The sequence below is a fragment of the Streptomyces sp. SID12501 genome (assembly GCF_010550245.1).
Classification (GTDB): Bacteria; Actinomycetota; Actinomycetes; order Streptomycetales; family Streptomycetaceae; genus Streptomyces.
Window position 1 is genome coordinate 1 of the sequence record NZ_JAAGLU010000738.1, and the last position, 427, is coordinate 427.

Here is a 427-nt window from a genome sequence, read left to right on the forward strand (position 1 = left end):
CTTCGGCGCCGCCCTGCGCCTCACCAGCTGGGTCCTCAAGCCCGTGCAGACGCTGGACGCCGCCGCCCACGGCATCGCGACCGGTCGCATGAACTCCCGCGTCGCGGCCTCCGGCGGACCCCCGGAACTCCAACGCCTCGCCCGCTCGTTCAACGAGATGGCCGACAACGTGGAAGAGGTCCTGGAACAACAGCGGGCGTTCGTCGCCGACGCCTCCCACCAACTGCGCAACCCCCTCGCCGCGCTGCTCCTGCGCATCGAGCTGCTCGCCCTCGAACTGCCCGAGGGCAACGAGGAGATCGCCTCCGTGCGGACGGAGGGCAAACGCCTCACCCAGGTCCTGGACGACCTCCTCGACCTCGCCCTGGCCGAACACGCCTCCGCCGAGATCAGCCTCACCGACATCGGGGCGCTGACCTCCGAGCGG

At 71.0% G+C, this 427-nt stretch carries 1 protein-coding gene; it reads left to right on the forward strand.

The window, feature by feature from the left end:
- Window positions 1-427, forward strand: a 427-nt coding sequence (locus G3I71_RS48210; protein ID WP_164325303.1) for a histidine kinase dimerization/phospho-acceptor domain-containing protein, incomplete at both ends; no start/stop codon positions are given.